15 protein-coding genes are annotated in these 16,269 nt (G+C 72.4%); 6 read left to right on the top strand and 9 right to left on the bottom strand.

Annotated features, from left to right (window positions below):
- Window positions 1-27: 27 nt before the first annotated feature.
- The gene (locus V1634_RS10590) at window positions 28-564 is read left to right on the top strand and encodes an AAA family ATPase (protein ID WP_331207579.1); all 537 of its coding nucleotides are present in this window, start codon (window positions 28-30) and stop codon (window positions 562-564) included.
- Between the two features lie 31 nt (window positions 565-595).
- On the opposite strand, the gene V1634_RS10585 is transcribed toward V1634_RS10590, so the two are convergent.
- The 3 genes from V1634_RS10585 to V1634_RS10575 all read right to left on the bottom strand — a co-directional run bounded on the left by V1634_RS10585 (window position 596) and on the right by V1634_RS10575 (window position 2,136).
- Window positions 596-1,048: an HIT family protein gene (locus tag V1634_RS10585; RefSeq protein ID WP_331207578.1), complete on the bottom strand. Its 453-nt coding sequence runs from the start codon at window positions 1,046-1,048 to the stop codon at window positions 596-598.
- Window positions 1,049-1,099: 51 nt separating this feature from the next.
- Window positions 1,100-1,744, bottom strand: coding sequence for a hypothetical protein (locus tag V1634_RS10580; RefSeq protein ID WP_331207577.1), 645 nt, complete (start codon window positions 1,742-1,744; stop codon window positions 1,100-1,102).
- A 125-nt stretch (window positions 1,745-1,869) separates the two neighbouring features.
- Window positions 1,870-2,136, bottom strand: a complete 267-nt coding sequence (locus V1634_RS10575; protein ID WP_331207576.1) for a hypothetical protein — start codon at window positions 2,134-2,136, stop codon at window positions 1,870-1,872.
- A 581-nt stretch (window positions 2,137-2,717) separates the two neighbouring features.
- On the opposite strand from V1634_RS10575, the gene V1634_RS10570 reads away from it, so the two are divergent.
- The 3 genes from V1634_RS10570 (at window position 2,718) to V1634_RS10560 (ending at window position 5,964) form a co-directional block, all read left to right on the top strand.
- Window positions 2,718-3,515 carry a helix-turn-helix domain-containing protein gene (locus V1634_RS10570; RefSeq protein WP_331207575.1) on the top strand — a complete coding sequence of 266 codons (798 nt, stop codon included), beginning with the start codon at window positions 2,718-2,720 and terminating at the stop codon, window positions 3,513-3,515.
- The gene (locus V1634_RS10565; RefSeq protein ID WP_331207574.1) at window positions 3,512-3,706 is read left to right on the top strand and encodes a DUF397 domain-containing protein; all 195 of its coding nucleotides are present in this window, start codon (window positions 3,512-3,514) and stop codon (window positions 3,704-3,706) included. Before V1634_RS10570 ends, V1634_RS10565 begins: the two co-directional genes overlap by 4 nt.
- A gap of 443 nt (window positions 3,707-4,149) precedes the next feature.
- Window positions 4,150-5,964, top strand: coding sequence for an IPT/TIG domain-containing protein (locus V1634_RS10560; protein WP_331207573.1), 1,815 nt, complete (start codon window positions 4,150-4,152; stop codon window positions 5,962-5,964).
- A 161-nt stretch (window positions 5,965-6,125) separates the two neighbouring features.
- Here V1634_RS10560 and V1634_RS10555 read toward each other — a convergent pair whose 3' ends face one another.
- A complete protein-coding gene (locus tag V1634_RS10555; protein ID WP_331207572.1) occupies window positions 6,126-6,995 on the bottom strand; it encodes an NAD(P)H-hydrate dehydratase in 870 nt (289 codons plus the stop codon).
- A complete protein-coding gene (locus V1634_RS10550) occupies window positions 6,979-7,710 on the bottom strand; it encodes a histidine phosphatase family protein (RefSeq protein WP_331207571.1) in 732 nt (243 codons plus the stop codon). The genes V1634_RS10555 and V1634_RS10550 overlap by 17 nt, the downstream gene beginning before the upstream one ends.
- A 221-nt stretch (window positions 7,711-7,931) precedes the next feature.
- On the opposite strand from V1634_RS10550, the gene V1634_RS10545 reads away from it, so the two are divergent.
- On the top strand, window positions 7,932-9,023 hold the full coding sequence (locus tag V1634_RS10545) for a serine/threonine-protein kinase (protein ID WP_331207570.1): 1,092 nt from the start codon (window positions 7,932-7,934) through the stop codon (window positions 9,021-9,023).
- Between the two features lie 2 nt (window positions 9,024-9,025).
- Here the strand turns inward: V1634_RS10545 and V1634_RS10540 are convergent, their stop codons facing one another.
- Together V1634_RS10540 and V1634_RS10535 are read right to left on the bottom strand one after the other, a co-directional pair.
- Complete coding sequence (locus tag V1634_RS10540) at window positions 9,026-9,322, bottom strand: hypothetical protein (protein ID WP_331207569.1); 297 nt, start codon at window positions 9,320-9,322, stop codon at window positions 9,026-9,028.
- 17 nt (window positions 9,323-9,339) lie between these two features.
- Window positions 9,340-11,973 (bottom strand): tetratricopeptide repeat protein, encoded by a 2,634-nt coding sequence (locus tag V1634_RS10535; RefSeq protein ID WP_331207568.1) that lies wholly within the window; start codon window positions 11,971-11,973, stop codon window positions 9,340-9,342.
- Between the two features lie 319 nt (window positions 11,974-12,292).
- Between V1634_RS10535 and V1634_RS10530 the strand changes: the two genes are divergently transcribed.
- The gene (locus tag V1634_RS10530) at window positions 12,293-12,961 is read left to right on the top strand and encodes an RICIN domain-containing protein (protein WP_331207567.1); all 669 of its coding nucleotides are present in this window, start codon (window positions 12,293-12,295) and stop codon (window positions 12,959-12,961) included.
- Window positions 12,962-13,098: 137 nt separating this feature from the next.
- Here the strand turns inward: V1634_RS10530 and V1634_RS10525 are convergent, their stop codons facing one another.
- Both V1634_RS10525 and V1634_RS10520 read right to left on the bottom strand, forming a co-directional pair.
- Window positions 13,099-15,501 carry an ABC transporter permease gene (locus V1634_RS10525; RefSeq protein WP_331207566.1) on the bottom strand — a complete coding sequence of 801 codons (2,403 nt, stop codon included), beginning with the start codon at window positions 15,499-15,501 and terminating at the stop codon, window positions 13,099-13,101.
- Window positions 15,498-16,202, bottom strand: coding sequence for an ABC transporter ATP-binding protein (locus V1634_RS10520; RefSeq protein WP_331207565.1), 705 nt, complete (start codon window positions 16,200-16,202; stop codon window positions 15,498-15,500). Before V1634_RS10520 ends, V1634_RS10525 begins: the two co-directional genes overlap by 4 nt.
- Window positions 16,203-16,269 lie beyond the last annotated feature (67 nt).

Here is a 16,269-nt window from a genome sequence, read left to right as displayed (position 1 = left end):
GGGCTACGGTCGGAGGTTGTGCGGCGGGTGTCGGTGGTCGGTAACTCGGGCTCGGGCAAGAGCACCCTGGCCCGGGCGTTGGCCGCCCGGCTCGGTGTGCCGTACGTCGAACTCGACGCCATCCACCACCAGCCGGGCTGGCAGCCGCTGCCCGCCGCCGAGTTCCGGGCCCGGGTCGACACGCTCACCGCGACCGGCGGCTGGGTGGTGGACGGCAACTACTCGGCGGTCCGGGATCTGGTGTGGCGGCGCGCCGACACCGTTCTCTGGGTCGATCCCGGCCGGCACACGGTGATGCGGCAGGTCGTCTGGCGCACGTTCCGCCGGGCGGCGCTCCGGGTCGAGCTGTGGAACGGCAACCGGGAACGCTGGCGCAACTTCTTCGCCACCGATCCGGACGAGTCGGTGATCGTCTGGGCCTGGCAGCGGCACTCGATCTACCGGACGCGCTATCTCGCGGCCTCGACCGATCCGGCCTGGCGTCACCTGACCTTCGTCCGGATCAGGTCCCGGGCCGCCGCCCGCCGGCTGCTCGTCGACGCGTCGCCCGGTCCGGGGTGCTGACCGCCCCGGGCGCCGCCGCCGTCGCGCCCGGTCATTCCGCCGGCAGGCGCTCGGCGACGGCGGTGGCGATCTCGTCGCGCCGCTCGGGCGTCAGCCACTCGCTCTCCGGCCGGGTGAGGTAGTGGAAGACCCGCGGCCCGCGGTGTTCCGGCGGAATGTCCGGCATCCGGGGTACGAGGTGGAAGTGCACGTGCCCGAAGCCCTCCGCCTCGGCGAACTGCATGACATAGGTCTTCTCGCAGCGTACGGCCTCGTGCAGGGCGGTGCTGAGCCGGTGGATCAGCGGCCCCAGCTCGGCGGCCTCGGCGGGGGTCAGCTCGGCGATCGACGTGAGGTGCCGCCGGGGCAGCACGATCAGCCAGCCGGGCAGGCTGGAGTTGAACGCGTGTGCGGTACGCCAGTGCTCGGTGAGGTGCAGCCGTTCGGCGGGCGGCGCGGCGGCGAGGTTCTCCTCTTGCCGGCAGGAGTAGCAGTCCCCGGTCATCGTCCCATCCTGCTCCGCGCCACCCGGCGCCGCGACCCTCTGACGGTGGGGCTAGGGCAGGAACGGCGCGAAGTGCTCGGCCACCAGTTCGGCGATCCCTTCGGCGTCCCGGCTGCCGTCGACCTCGATCACCCGGATGCCCAGCCGTCGGGCGCCGCGCACGGCGTCCTCGGCGAGCAGGCGGTCCCGCTGGACCCGGTTCCGCTGCCCGAGTTCCGGGTCGCTGACCTGGTGGCCGAGGCGGCCGGCCCGGGGTAGCCGGTCGAGTTGCCGCTGCCGGAACTCCTCGGTCGGCACCATCACCACCATCTGCCGGGTCGACCCGGCGACCGGCGCGACCAGGTCGGGACGCAGCCCCCAGCCCTCGGCGAGCAGCGGCCGGGGTGAGACGAGGGCGCGCAGGTCGTCCTGCACCCACTCGAACCGCTCGGCGAACTCCACCAGCACCTGCCGGGCCATCTCCTCCGGCGTCGTGCGGACCCAGACCGCCTCCCAGTCGGGTTCCGCCGGCTCGCCGCGCCGGATCCGGCTCACCGTCCGGCGGTCGTCGTGTCCGCGCGCGTCGTGGTAGTCGTAGTGGTAGTGCGTCAGGCCGTAGCGCTCGGCGAGGATTCCGGCCACCGTCGACTTGCCGGCCCACTGGCCACCGCCGATCCAGAGTGCCCGCCGCAGGGTGCTGAAAGGGTCCCATCGCATGCCCAGAATGGTGTGCCCGATCCGGGCCGAATTCCAGTCTTGTTTTCGGATGTCCGCCCTGGTCAACTGAGGTAAGGGAGGACCGGTCATGACGACCGCGCCGACCGCCGTCGCGGGCGACGGCGTCAGCGGTGGCCGGGCACCCAGCCGAGGAAGCGCTCGCTGAGCACCGTCGCCGCCGGGGCCCCGGCCGGGTTGAGCGCGTGCAGATCGCGGTACGCCTCGGCGAGCGAGGAGCCGAGCCGGACGCAGAGCGCGAGCCGGCTGTCCGGGTACCCCCTGACCAGGCTGAGCCGGGCAGCGGCGCACGGCCACGGTTGCCCGTCGGTGCGGCACAGCCACAGTGGTCGCAGCGGTGTGTGCGGGCCGACCGGTTGTGCCGGACCGGTCATCTCGACACCCCGGCGTCGACGCGACGACCGCCGTCGACCCGCGCCGGCGGAACGCGATGGGTCGGGTACCCGGCGTCGGCGCGAGGGTGCTGGTTGCGCCCGCGCGGCGGCGTCGACGGGCGCGACGGCGCCGGGTCGGGTGTCGGCGGGGCGGCCGGCATCGCGAGTTGGGGCGGCAGGTCGGGGGTCGGGACCGTCTGCGGCAGCAGAATCGCAAGTCCCCGGTACGGGCACGTCGCCCACCGTCGCCCGCACCGGCACCACAGCCAGAGCCACGGCCGGCGCCAGTCGACGCGGTGCCGGAATACGAGTGGGACGGGTCGGCGCCGACGTACTTTCCGCATCGTGTCTCCTTCCGAGTGGAAGGGGGCCATCTCTGTACGGGGGGAAGAGAGATGGCCCCCGCAGGTTCCGCCCGGCCGGTCACCATACCATTTGAATTCCGAGCGGTTCCGCTAGTGACACTCTGCTGTGGAGTGCACTACGGTCGATACGCGCTCGCGGCATCCGTGCAGGTCAGAGCGGCAGGCGAGCGATTTTGTGGAGTGCGCATCCGGCAGTGAGCAGAGGTGGGATTATCGATGGGACTCGTCACGGAATACGTCCTCGCCGAGCTTAGGCTGTTTCGGGCTGAGCAACGACTCAGTCAGGAGGAGTTCGGCCGCAAGATCGGCTATTCCGGATCACACGTGAGTTCGGTGGAAACCGGCCAACGTCCGCCGACCGACGAATACGTGGAAAAGATCGATCAGGCTTTCCAGACCGGCGGTACGTTCAGCCGGATGCTCAAGAAGCTAGCCAAGCTGGACAGCACACCGGCCTGGCTGCGCGACTGGATCGAGTTCGAACGCCTGGCCCGCCTCCTCCGCTGGTACGAGCCGGCCTTCGTACCCGGCCTGCTCCAGACCGAGTCGTACGCCCGAGCGCTGCTGACGACCGCCCATCTTCTGCCTGAGCAGATCGAGCAACGCATTCAGGCTCGACTGGATCGGCAAGCCGTGCTCACCGCCGAGAACCCTGCCCGGTTCGTCTTTGTTCTCGATGCGATGGTCCTGCGACGGCCGTTGCGTGGGAACCCGAGCGTGATGGCCGAGCAGCTCGCGCACCTGCTGACGTGTGCGGAGCTGCCGAACGTGCAGATCCTCGTGGTTCCACAGGAGACCGGGGTCTACGCTGGCCTCCAGGGAGGCTTCATCCTGGCGACGCTGTCGGACCAGTCCGCGGTGGCATACCTCGACCATCAGGTGCGAGCCCAGATCGTCGACCGGGCGGAAGATCTCGCAGCCCTCCAGGACACCTGGGAGGCGATCCGCAGCGAAGCGCTCCCGAGCCTGCAATCACTCGACCTGATCAGGGAAGCGGCGAAGGAATGGACATGACAAGTGCCAACTGGCGCAAGTCGACCCGCTCCGGCACCAACGGCGGGGCTTGCGTGGAAGTGGCGGACAACCTGCCCGGCATCGTGCTCGTACGCGACACCAAGGACCGCGACGGCGGCACGCTCGCCTTCGGACCGGCGCACTGGCGGGCCTTCGTGGGCCTCGCCAGGCAGCACCGGCCGGGCGCCTGAGCGGCAATTTTCCACTCCGAACGGCCTCAGGCCCCGGCGACCACGCCGGGGCCTGATCCGTCGGGTTCTGTCGCCACCACGGGCTATCCTCCGGCCGCCCGGCAGCGAGGGGAGTACCCGATGTCAGACCTGCCTCCGACCGACGACCGCGACCGGCCGGTCGCGGACCGTCTCGTCGAGATCGAGGCGCGGCTCCCCGGAATGCCGACCATCCCTCGGATGACAAGGACGGCTCTGATTTCGCCAACCCATTGCCCTGCTGTCCTAATTTATCCCTTTTAGTCGTAACTTGACTCTTTGTTTCTTCGTTACAGAGATCGGTTCGAGCGGTTCTTCTCGGTCGTCGAGAAGGCTTCTACGGGATCTGAGACGAGGCAACGACGGTGCGTCCTATCTGGCGAAACACATCAACAGCGGTCCTGACCCTGGCAGTCGCCGGTGCCGTGACGCTGGGACCGGCGTCGCCTGCCCTCGCGGCGGCCGGCGACGCCAGCGCGCGCGGGGTCGTGTCCGACCTCGACGCCGCGGTACTCGGCGTGCCGGTGATCAGCGCGAACGGCACGGCCGGCACGGCGACCGCTCCGGCCGGTTTCGGTACGGACAGCGAAACCGCCGTGCCGATCGCGGTGCCGGGTCCGGTCGGCGTGGTGTTCGGCGGCACGGTGGACGTCAGCGCCACCCGTGCGCCGGGCGTCTCCACCGCCTCGTCCACGATCAACGGCCTCTCGGTCGGCATCCTCGGGATCGAGGCGATCACCGCGGAGGAGATCTCCGCGGACGTCGCCTGCCCGGCCGTCGGCGCGCAGACCGCAGACACCGTGGTGACCGGCCTGGAGGTCTTCGGCGTGCCGACCGTCGTGGACCCCAACGAGGCGGGAGTGGTCGTCAGCTCCCCGGTCGTCGCCCCGGGCGTCACCGACGCGGCCCTCAACATCACGCTGACCAGGATCGAGAGCCCCACCGCAGGCGGGGCGACCGCGACCGGCATCCTCGCCACCGTCACCCTCACCGGCACGGTGGGGGTGGTGCCCGTCAACATCAACGTGGGTAGCCTGATCCTGGCCGAGGCCACCTGTGAGCGGGCGTTGCCGGTGGCCGCGGCACCGACCGCCGCCACGATCAACCCGAACTCCGGCCCGCAGTCCGGTGGGCAGCAGGTGACCATCACCGGCACGAACTTCGTTCCCGGCGCCACCACAGTCACCTTCGACGGCGTACCGGCCACCAACGTGGCCGTCGCCCCCGACGGCACCTCGCTGACCGCGACCACGCCGGCCGGCGAGGTCGGACCAGCATCGGTCGTGGTCAGCACCGCCAGCGGGGACTCCGACTCGCTGGCGTACACCTACATCGCCGACGGTAGCGACGCGGTGATCACCGATCTGACCCCGACCTCCGGCCCCACCGCCGGCGGCACGCTGGTCACCATCACCGGCAGCGGGTTCGAGGGCGTCACCGGGGTGACCTTCGACGGGATTCCGGGCACCGACTTCACCGTGAACCCGGCCGCCACCGAGATCACGGTGGTGACCCCGAGCAACGACGCCGGACCGGCCACGGTCAACCTGGTCTTCCCGGCCGGCACCGCCGCCGCACCGGTATTCACTTTCGTCGCGCCGACGATCACCGATGTCGAACCTGATCAGGGCCCGACATCAGGTGGCACGACGGTGACGATCACCGGCACCGGCCTCACCGGGGCCACCGGCGTGACCTTCGGTGGCAACCTCGGCACCAACCTGGTGGTGAACCCGGCCGGTACCTCGCTCACCGTCACCACCCCGGCCGGAGCAGCCGGACCGGTCGACGTGGTCGTGCTCCTGGCCGGTCCGGACGCCACCGCACCGGACGGTTTCGCCTATCTGCTGGCCGCGCCGACCATCAGCGACATCGACCCGGACCAGGGTCCCACCGGCGGCGGCACCACCGTCACGGTCAACGGCAGCGGCTTCGTCCCCGGCGGAACCACCGTCAACATCTGCGGGCAGTCGATCGCGGCCGCCTCCGTCACGGTCAGCCCGGACGGCCTGTCACTGACCTTCGTCACCCCGCCGTGCGCCACTGGGAACAGCACGGTCACGGTCACCACCGACGAAGGCACCTCCAACGGCCTGACCTTCCGCTACCTCGCCAACGGCCTGCCGGTCACCGGGGCCCCGACGAGCACCCTGTTCGCCATCGCGCTGGCGCTGATCGGAGTCGGTGCCATCGCACTGGTGCTGATCCGCCGCCGGGGACGCATCTCCTTCACCGCCTGATCCACCGATAGCCGATCCGGGCTCCGGCGTACCCACGCCGGAGCCCGGATCGGTTCGCCAGCGGTTCGCCATCGGGCGGGACCGCGGCCCAGGATCCCCAGCCTCGGCCGGGGAACCGGCCTGTCATCGAGATGATGACGACCCACCGTCCCGGCCACCCGTCAGATCTGGGCGAGGGTGTGCGGCACCTCGTCGAGCAGTTCCCGGGCCAGATAGCCGAGCCGCCCGTACCGGGGGGCCAACCGCTGCCCGCTCACCGCGTGGACCCACGCGGACCAGCAGGCCGCCTGCGCCGGCTCGGCGCCCCGGGACAGCAGACCGGCCAGGACACCGGCCAGCACGTCGCCGCTGCCCGAGGTGCCGAGACCGGTGTCGCCACTCTCCTCCCGCCACACCTGGCCGTCCGGGGTGGCGATGTGCCCGTGCAGCGACACCACGCAGTCGTACCGGCGGGCCACCGCCACCGCCTCCGCGTCCACGTCCCGGCCGGGTGTCCGGCCGAGCAGGTGTGCGGCCTCGGTCAGGTTGGGGGTGAGCACCGCCGGGCGGTTCCGTCCGGCGAGCAGCTCCGGTTCGTGGCTCAGCGCCCCGAGGGCGTAGGCGTCGATCACCAGCGCGGTCTCCGGGTTGGTGACCTCGAGCAGCGCACGCAGCAGGGCGCGGGTTTCGTCGATGTCGTTGAGTCCCGGTCCCACGACGATCGCCTGCGCCTCGCCGGCCAGTTCGGCCAGCCGGTTGTCCACCCGGCCGGCGACTGCCCCGTCGCCGGTCTCGGCGAGACCGATGACCAGCGCCTCCGGCACCTCGATGCTGAGCACCGCCGCGGTGGACTCGGCAACGGCCAGTTGCAGTACCCCGGCACCGGCGCGCAGCGCGGCGATCCCGGCGAGCAGTACCGCGCCGGGGGTGAACCGGGAGCCGCCGACCACCAGCACCGTGCCGCGGGAGTCCTTGCCGCCCTGCGGGACCGGTAGCGCCCAGTCGCGCAACAGCCCCGGGGTGATCACCTTGGGTTCAGACCGGTTCGGCACTGATGTCGTCCTCCTCGGTCGGCGGGGTGCTCTGGCGCTCCAGGTGGGCGACGTCGTTGAAGGTGTCGAGCCGCAGCGATCCGTGGCCGTCGTCGGCCCATCCGGTGACCGAGCAGTTCGCCACCGTGGCGGACCGGGTCACCTCCATCAGGCCGGCCTCGTCCAGCCCTTCCACGAGATAGCGCAGCAGCAGGACCACCGCCTCGTGCCCGAACAGGATGACCCGCCGGCCGGCGTGGTCGCGGCGCAGGTCGCCCAGCAGGGCGCGCAGGCGCAGGGTCACGTCGGCCCACGACTCGCCGCCCGGCGGCCGGTAGTAGAACTTGCCCAACCGGCGCCGCCGGACTATCTCGTCCGGGTAGCGGGCCTGCGCGCCGTGGCTGGTCAACAGGTCCAGGATGCCCAGTTCCCGGTCCCGCAACCGCTCGTCGTAACTGATCGGCACATCGGTGTCGGCCAGCGCCAGTTCCGCGGTCTGCCTGGTCCGCCGGTACGGCGAGACGATCGCCACCTCGGGCCGGGCCGGCTCCGGCAGCCCGGCCAGCCACCGTCCGGTCGCCTCGGCCTGTTCCCGGCCGAGTGGCGACAGGGGTACGTCCGCGTCCCGGTCGGTGAGGTCGATCTGCTCGACGCCGGACGCCTCGGCCCGGGAGGCGGCGACGTTGCCGATGCTCTCCCCGTGCCGGACGACCCACAGGTGACCCAGTTCCGCCATGCGCCTTCCCCTACCCAGGTGCGGTTGCCGGTAACCGGGGGTCGCCCGTGGTCGCCCGTTACCGGACGACGCCGAAACGGGACCGTCGGACCGTCGGCATCGGGCTACTGACCGGCCGTTATGCCGAAGATCGCGGTTTGTGCCGGGCGTGCCCGGGGTACCGATCTCCCCGACCGCCGTCGATCCGGACCGGCGGCGGGGAAGAGGTGTCGGGGACCGGGATGTCAACACTGGACGGGCGGTACCGCCTCGATCAGCGGGTCGGGGCAGGGGGCATGTCGGAGGTCTGGCGTGCCCACGACGAGGTGCTCGACCGGCCGGTCGCAGTCAAGATCATCACCTTGCCGTACGCCGATCCGGCGGCCGGTCAGGCGATCGCGGACCAGGCCCGGACGGAGGCCCGCGCGGCGGCCCGGCTGGCTCATCCGAACATCGCCAGCGTGCACGACTTCGGTCTGGCACCCCTGCCGGACGGCCGGCCGGCGCCGTACATCGTGATGGAACTGGTGGAGGGCAAGACGCTGGCCGTGCACCTGCGGTCCGGGGCGCTCGACTGGCGGATCGCGGTGCGGGTCTGCGCGGAGGTGGGCGCCGCACTGGCCACGGCCCATCTGGGCGGCATCGTGCACCGGGACGTCAAGCCGGCCAACATCGTGCTGACCCCGGCCGGGGTGAAGGTCCTCGACTTCGGCATCGCGGCACTGATCGGCGAGCGTGACCTGCTGACCGGGGGCGAGCTGGTGGGTACACCGGCGTTCGTCGCCCCGGAGCGGCTCAACGGGGTCGGCGTCAGCCCGGCCACCGACGTGTACGCCGTCGGCGTACTGCTCTATCTCAGCCTGGTCGGACGGCTGCCGTGGCCGGTACGCGCGGAACCGGACCGGCCGTTCGCCCACGTCTACCGACCACCGGATCCGCTGCCGCCGGTCGCCGGTCTCCCCGCCGACCTGGCCGAGCTGTGTCTGCAGTGCCTGAGTGCCGATCCGACCGACCGGCCGACGAGTGTCGCCATGGCGCTGCTGCTGGCCGAAGCGGTGGAGACCCAGGTGTACGTCCCGGTCGGCGTCCTGCCGCCACCCTCGCGTCCGCGTGCTCCGGCGCCCCGACAGCCGGTGCCGGCCGACGATCCGGCGCTGGACGAGGTGACGATGCCAGCGGCCGTCGAGCCGTTCTCGCCGCCGCCGCCCGACGGCGGACCCGACCAGAACGGCCGGCGCGACTCGGCCGGCGACGCCACGGATTCCCCGGAGGCGGTACCGGCTCCGGCGCCAACCGACCCGCAGGTCGCGCGCCCGGGTCGGCACCGCGCCTGACGTCAGTGCGCGGTGCCACCGTCAGCGGCGAGCGCGGCGCCCAACTCACGCATGACCGCGCGCCACTGCGTCTCGTCCTGCTTGGGGAGTACGTCCTCCCAGATCGGTAGGCAGGTACCGCGCAGCTGCATCATCCCGGCGGGTCGACCCATCAGCAGCACCGTGACGGGGATCGACGTCGGGCCGCCGCTGTGCACCACCCGCCAGTGCTCGTCGCTCCAGATCGCGTTCTTCATCCCGGCGCCGGGGAACGGCATGCGCTGCCCTACCGGCAGGTGCGTGGTGAACCGGTCCGTCACCGACCGATCATGTCACGTCAGCGGAGGGCGGTGTCCCCCGCCGCCCGCTCCTCCTGTGCCCGTTCCTCCGGTGCGTCGGGGTGGGCGTCGAGGTGGTGGCGGAGCTGGTCGGCGTCGGGCATGCCGAGTTCGGTGTAGAGGGACACGGCCCGCTCGTAGTGCCGGCGGGCCAGGGCCGGCCGGCCGAGGCTGCGGTACGCGTGCCCCAGCCCGGCGTGCGCGCGGGCCTGCTGGCAAGGGTCACCGAGGTCGACGGCGGCGGTGTGGTGGGTGACGGCGGCGTCCGGTCGGCCGGCGGTGCGGGCGGCCTCGCCGAGGCCGTTGAGTGCCCACGCCCGGCCGTGCCGGTCGCCGATCCCACGGAAGATCTCCAGCGCGCGCTGGTGGTAGTCGGTGGCCTGACCGGGTCGGCCGAGGCGGAGGTGGAGAGTGCCGAGGCCGTCCAGCGTCCATGCCTCGCCGTTGCGGTCACCGACCTGCCGGAACAGCCGCAGCGACTGCTGAAGGTGGTCCGCCGCCGAGGCGTACCGGCCGAGTCGCCGTTCGACGTCGCCGAGGTTGTTCAGCGTGGCGGCCTCGCCCGCCTGGTTGCCCGCCTGCCGGCACAGGGCCAACGCCTGTTCGAGATGGCCGGCCGCCGACTCGTAGCGACCGAGCCGCTCCTCGACGACACCGAGGCTGGTCAACGCCCGGGCCTCGCCGGTCCGGTCGCCGACCTGCCGGCAGACGACCAGGGCCCGCTCGTAGTGCTCGATGGCCATCCGGTAGTTGCCCAACCGCTGCTCCACGACGCCGAGGCTGGTCAGGGCGCGGGCCTGGCCGACCCGGTCTCCGGCCTCCCGGAACAGCTGCAACGCCTGCCGGAAGTGCGTCGCCCCCGGCCCGTACCTGCCGAGCCGCACGTACGCGGTGCCGAGGTTGGTCAGTGCCCGGGCCTCGCCGACCGGGTCACCGGCACGCCGCGCGGCGTCCCGGGCGTGACCGTGCACGGCGAGCGCGTCGGCGTGGTGTCCACCGTCGAGATAGCGGAACAGGCAGACCGAGAGTCGGGTGGTATGGGCGGGCCAGCCGTGCCCGGCGGTGTGCGCGGCCACGGCGACCAGGGTGGGGCGTGCGGTGTCCAGCCACCCACGGGCGCTCTCCGGGCCGGCCAGCTCCGGCAGGGGCGTGACCGGCGGCGCGACCTCGGGTCGGTCCCCTGCCCCGGCCGGTAGCAGGATGTCCATCGCGGCAGCGGTTGCCGCCAGATAGAAGTCGAAGAGGCGGGTCAGCGCGGCGCGCCGACCGGATGGCGGGTCCTCGTCCCTGGCCCGGCCCATCGCGTAGCCGCGTACCAGGTCGTGGAAGCTGTACCGGCCGGCCGTGGCCTGCTGCAACAGGTGGTCGGCACAGAGGCGGTCCAGTTGACGCCGCGCGGTCGCCAGGTCGGTGTCGGCCAGCGCCGTGGCGGCGTGGAGGTCGAAATCCTGACCCGGATGCAGTGCGGCCAACCGCAGCAGCCGCTGCTCCTGCCCCGGTAGGTGCCGATAGGAGAGGTCGAACGCCAACTCGATGCCGACGTCCAGCCGCCCGTCGTGGTGGCGTTCGTCGAGCCGCTCGGCGTGGTCGGTCAACGTCCAGCCGGGCGTGCCACGGATGTGTCCGGCGACCAGTCCGAGGGCGAGGGGCAGGTGGCCGCAGCGTTGGGCGACCCGGGCCGCCGCGCCGGGATCCTGACCGACCGGTGTCCGCGGTGCGGCCCGGGTCAGGAACGCCAACGCCTCGTCGGGGGTGAACAGGTCGACCGTCAGCCGTGTCGCCGACGGCAGGCCGGTGAGACGGCGCCGGCTGGTGACCAGCGCGGGGCAGCCCGGAGTCTCCGGCAGCAGCGGCCGGACCTGGCCGGCGTCGGCCGCGTTGTCGAGCAGGACCAGGGTGCGGGTGCCGGCCAGGCGTTCCCGGTACGCGGCGACCCGCGCCGGCAGGTCGTGCGGAATCTGCTGGCCCGGCATCCCGAGCAGGCGTAGGAACCCGTCCAGCACGGCGGCCGGGTCGGCCGGCGGCTGGACCGGATCGGGGTGGAAGCCGCGCAGGTCGACGAAGAGCACCCGGTCCAGCGGCACGTCCCGGGCGAGCAGGTGACCGGCGTGGATGGCGAGCTGGGTCTTCCCGACGCCGGCCATTCCGGCGATCGCGCAGACCACCGCCGCGCCGCCGTCCCGGTCGCCGCCGCTGAGGGTACGACGGATGCGGTCCAGCTCGGCGGTACGGCCGGTGAACCCGGTGAGGTCCTTCGGCAGCCCGTCCTGCACCCGTACCTGCCCCGCCGCGCGGATCTCCCCGCCGATCACCTGGAGCGCCTGCCGCCACTGCGTCACGTACCCCGGATCCGGATGCAGCGCCTGCACCACCGCGACGACCAGGTCCACGTTCAACCGCCGCCGGCCGAGCCGGAAGCAGTCCACCACGGTGGTCTTGCCGACCAGCTCGGCGGCGGGTCGCCCGGCCGCTGTCCAGGCCGCGTTGACCCGGTCCTTGATCGATTCGTACGACGGTTCACCCGCCCAGGTCTTCAGCGACCGCAGCCGCTCGACGAGACCGTCGATGGTGCCGGCCTGCCCGGGATCGGGCAGCACCGTGAAGGTCTCCACCAGTTCCTGGGCTGGTCGCATCCGTCACTTCCCAAGCCGGGTGACATCGTCCGGACCGTTCACGTTATCGATCCGGGGCACGCCGGCTGTCGGCCGCGAGACAGTGCCCGGTATCCGTCTCGCCCGGCGACCCGGCGACCCGGCGACCCGGCGAACGCACGGCCGCTCGGCCGCGCCCGGCCGCGTTCGGATACCGCTCGCCCTCCTCCGGCGGCGTTCGGATTCGGTCGGGATTCCTCCGACCGGTCCGTCCACGCCGGAGAGTCGAGGACAGGCGGTCAGGCCGGCCAGGCCGGCGCAGGGGCCGTCCGTCAGTTTCCGCATTCCCGTTGGAGGAAGAATGCACAGCGCCAGATTCCGCACATCCGACTCGGCCGGAGGTGGCGCCCTCCGGCTACGCCCCGCCCGACCGGTCACCCGGCCCGGCCGGATCCTCGCCGTGGCGGTCGCCCTGCTGGTCGCCTCCTTCGTACTGGTCGTGCCCTCACCCGCGCAGGCGGACACCATCCGCCGCGAGTTGGTGAGCGGCTACGGCAACCTTCGCGCCGACGTGATGTGGGCCTCGACGGCGACACATCAGGGTGTCTTCCTCTGGCCGGACAACGCCAGCGCCTCGCAGGAGTTCGACCTGCTCGACAGCGGGGGCGGTTTCTTCCGGATCAGGGCCCGGCACTCCGGTCAGTGCCTGATGCTGGACTGGCGTGCCGGGTTCTACGACAACGGCACGCCGATCATCCAGTACCCGCACTGCTCCGCCGGCTACACCCCGGGCGAGTGGTTCACCCAGGAGGTCTTCCACAAGCCCTGTACGGGTCAGTGCTTCGGCTCCTGGTTCGTGTTGATCAAGAACCGCGAGACCGGCATGTGTCTGGATGCGGCGGCGCCGTCCGGCCAGCCCGCCCAACAGGCGGTGTTGCAGCAGTGGCAATGCATCTCGGCCACCACCGACTGGAACGCCTTCAACCAGATGTGGAAGATCTACGACCCCACTCCGGTGATCATCGGCTAGCACGGCTGCGGCCGACCGGTGACGGGGGCGGTCCCGGCGGTCGGCCGAGCGGCGCCGAGGGTGGGGCAACCGGAACCCGGCTGCCCCACCCGCCCCCGTTCGGTGGACAGGGCCACCGGCACCCTCCACCGCTGGGTTCACTCGTTGTGCAGCACCTCGGCGATCGGCAGTCGCGCCGCCGAGCGGGCCGGCGGCAGCGCGCCGAGCATCGCGATCACCGCCCCCGCCACGGCGAGTACGCCGAGCAGCGGCACCTCCCAGACGTTGATCACCGAGTCCGGTACCCGGATCTGCGCCGCGCCGGAGGCGATCGGCACGACCAGGCGGTGCGCGACGATCCCGACCGGGATGCCGAGCAGCCCGCCGATCGCCCCCAGCACCGTCATCGAGGTCACCATCATCACCGTCACCTGCCCCGGGGTCATCCCGATCGACTTGAGCATCCCGAGGTCACGACGGCGTTCCCGGGTGTTCAGCACCACGGTGTTGACCACGGCGAGTGCCGTGACGATCCCCAGCATCAGGGTGACCGCCGCCGCCAGGCTGACCGCCGCCACGGTGAAGCTGTTGGTGCCGCCGTTGTCCCAGGCGTCCAGCCCCGGATCAGCCGCCTGCACCGCCGCGGTGTACGCCGGCACGTCGGTGCCGGGCGCGAGCTGGACCTGGTAGAGCAGCTCGTGGTTGCCGGGCTGGTGCGTCGGGGCGAGCCGGGCGACCGCCGACCAGTCGGCGAGCAGTCCGGGTGGTCCGGGCGCACCGCCCATCGTCTCGCCGACGATCGTCGCCGTGCTCCGCCGGCCGTCGGCCTCCAACGCGATCCGGTCGCCGACGGAGAGGCCGCGCTCCCCCAGCCACTCCGACGGGGCGACCACCTCGTCCGGGCCGGCGAGCCAGCGACCCTCGACCACCTGTTCCCGGTACCCCTGGGTCTCGACGTCACCGCGCAGGAAGTTGACCCCGACCGGCTGGGCGGAGCCGACCAGCGCGAAGTCGAGGGTCAGGTTGACGGTCACCCGCCTGGTGCCGGGCAGCGTTCGCAACAGCGCCTCGATCTGCGGGTCGGTCAACGCCGACGGCGGACGCAGGCTGCTCCGTTCGGGGTCGGTGGCGCGTACCCCGACGTGGTCGTTGCCGTCGGTGGCGTCCGCGTACCGGGTGACCGTGCTGGTCAGTCCGGTCGCGAAGGTCACCGTGGTCACCCCGAGCAGCACCGCCGACATGGTCAGCGCGGTCCGGCCCGGCCGGGCGAACGGCAGGCCGAGGCCGAGGCTGACGGCGCGGGGCAACCGGGTACCGCCGAGCCACCGTTGCACCCGCAGCGCACGGCCGACCCGGGGCGCGCTGCCGGCACTGATCGCCTCGACGGCGGAGAGCCGGCGGGCCCGCGACGCCGGGACGAGCGCGGCGAGCACCACCACGGCGGGCATCCCGAGCAGCGTCGCCACGCTCACCAGTGGACTGATCCCGACCGGTCCGAAGCCCATCCCCTGGAACGACATGTCCAGCAACGGCTGCGCCCCGACGTTGCCGAGCACGGTGCCGAGGGCGCACCCGACCACCGCCGGCACGCTGACCATCACCAGATAGACCGCGAGCACCTGCCCCGGAGTGAAGCCGAGCGCCTTGAGGATTCCGATGTGCCGGAAGCCGGAGACCACCGCCCCGCTGACCACGTTCCCGACGATCAGCACCGCCGCGAACAGTCCGAGGATCCCGAAGACCACCAGGAACGGCACGAACACCCCGGGCTCGGCCGCGACCGACTGCTTGATCAGCAGGTACGACTGGGCGGCGAGCAGGGCCTCCGCCGGCAACCCCTCGGTGACCGTCGCCATCCCGGCCTCGACCTCGTCGTCGGTGCCGGCCGAGGCGAACCGGTAGAGCATCTGGATCGAGGACGGCCGGAACGCCTGCACCTGTTCCGGGGTGACCCAGGCGTCGGCGGTCCGGCCCAGGCTGTACGCCATCCCGACGACGGTCAGCGTCGGCCCGCCGGGAACCTTGGCGGTGCTGCCGAGGATCGGCGACTGCCCGCGCTCCGACCCGAAGCCGGCCAGGTCCGCCGGTGGCGGCGTGTCGTTCAGCACGATCTCCCCCGGCGCGCTGGGCCAGCGCCCCGCCCAGAGTTCCACCCGGTCCACCGGACCGGCCGGGTCCGCCCGGCCCACCACGTTGAGCGGCCCGCCCAGCACGCCGGGGGCGGTCAGCGGCACCTCCAGCACGGCCTGCGCGAACGGTCCGGCGACCGCCTCCACACCCGGCCGCCGAGCGGCCTGCTGGAGCTGCGCCCCGGTGACCCGTGCGGAGTCGTACGTCGCCACGGCGTGCGCGCCGCGCTGCCGGGCGAAGGCGTCGTCGAACGGTGCGGTGGAGGCGACCAGCAGGCCCAGCGCCATCACGGTGGTGGCGGAGGAGAAGAGGAGTACCAGCCCGATCACCACGGTCTGGAGTTTGCGGCGCCGTACGGCGGCCCGGGCGGCCCGCCACACCGCGCCGGTACCGCGCCCCCGGGACGGTACCGGCTGCCCCGGCCCGGTCATGCCGCCCGCTCCAGGCTGCGTTCGCCGACCACCCGGCCGTCGGCCAGCTCGACCAGCCGGCTGGCGCACCGGGTGGCCAGCCGCTCGTCGTGGGTGACCAGCAGCAGCGTCTGGCCGATCTGGTTGAGGTCGAGCAGCAGGTCCATCACCTGCTCGCCGGCCGAGCTGTCCAGCGCGCCGGTCGGCTCGTCGGCCAGCAGCAGGGCGGGGCGGTTCATCAGCGCCCGGGCCACCGCCACCCGCTGCCGCTCCCCGCCGCTGAGCGCCGCCGGGTAGGTGTTGCGCCGGTCGGCGATGCCGAGTTCGTCGAGGAGTTCGAGCGCCCGCCGGCGCGCCTGCCGGGCCGGTACCCCGACGAGCTGGGCGGCCAGCGCGACGTTGTCCAGCGCCGGCAGGTCGTCGAGCAGGTTGAAGAACTGGAAGATCATGCCGACCCGGCGGCGTCGGAACAGCGCCCGGCCGGTCTCGTCGAGCCGCCCGAGGTCCTCGCCGTGCACGACGACCTCCCCGGAGGTGGGCCGGTCGAGCCCGGCGACCATGTTCAGCATGGTCGACTTGCCGCACCCGGAGGGCCCCATCACGGCCACCGCCTCGCCGGCCCGGATCTGCAACGACACCCCGGCCAGGGCGGTGGTGTCGCCGTACTCCTTACGCACCCCGGTCAGCCGCACGACCTCTGGTCTGCTCTCTGCGCTGGTCATGGCGATCAACCTAGGCAGCGCGGGCCGGGTCGGCATCAGCCCCGGGAGGTAACGTCCGGCCAGGTCA

Source organism: Plantactinospora veratri, from assembly GCF_036421995.1.
Classification (GTDB): domain Bacteria; phylum Actinomycetota; class Actinomycetes; order Mycobacteriales; family Micromonosporaceae; genus Plantactinospora; species Plantactinospora veratri.
Note: the sequence above shows the minus strand (reverse complement) of the source record. Positions and strands in the feature narration are given on the sequence as shown.